We start from the raw sequence: 633 nt of genomic DNA on the forward strand, positions 1-633 counted from the left end.
GGCCGGCGGGGCAGGGCGGTCGGACCAGATCGCGTCCACCGGATTGGCGGCCAGCGGCACCAGCGTCAGCCCGGCATCGACAAAGGGCTGCAACCCGGCCTCGGCCATCAGCCGCGGGTCATAACCGATACGCAGCCCCCGGCCGCCATTCTCCGCCAGCCACTGCGCCGGGGGCGTGTCGCGGATATGCAGCCGCGCCCATGCCGCGCCGTCCACCTGCTGGTCCATCTGGGTGATGTAGCGGCCATCGGAAAACACGGCGGCCGGCCCGTCGCGCAGCACCACCGCCATGCCGGCGCTGCCGGTAAAACCGCTCAGCCAGGCCAGCCGCTCGGCGCAGGGCGCGACATACTCGCCCAGATGCTCGTCCCCGCGCGGCAGGATGACGCCATCCACCTCCATCCGGGCCAGAACGGCGCGCAATGCCGGCAGGCGCGAGGCGATATCGGTCATGGCATCATCCTTTATATTTGAAATTCAGCCTATTATTTTACATTCATATCATGCCGTCTCAGCCGGCATGACCGCCGGACGGCTTGCGCAGCACCAGCGTGGTCCAGTCGCCTTCGGTCAGCCGCCGCTCCAGCACCAGCCCCTGGCGCCGGTGCGCGGCCAGCACCATGCCGGCCTGGC

1 protein-coding gene and 1 pseudogene are annotated in these 633 nt (G+C 69.0%); both read right to left on the reverse strand.

Annotated features, from left to right (window positions below; translation table 11 throughout):
• On the reverse strand, positions 1 to 453 hold a 453-nt coding region (locus HUK84_RS21845; RefSeq protein WP_176641996.1), incomplete at its 3' end, for an aminopeptidase P family N-terminal domain-containing protein.
• Between the two features lie 58 nt (positions 454 to 511).
• Positions 512 to 633: pseudogene (locus HUK84_RS21850) on the reverse strand (50S ribosomal protein L11 methyltransferase); the annotation flags it as partial.

The organism is Nguyenibacter vanlangensis, from assembly GCF_013376155.1.
Lineage (GTDB): Bacteria > Pseudomonadota > Alphaproteobacteria > Acetobacterales > Acetobacteraceae > Gluconacetobacter > Gluconacetobacter vanlangensis.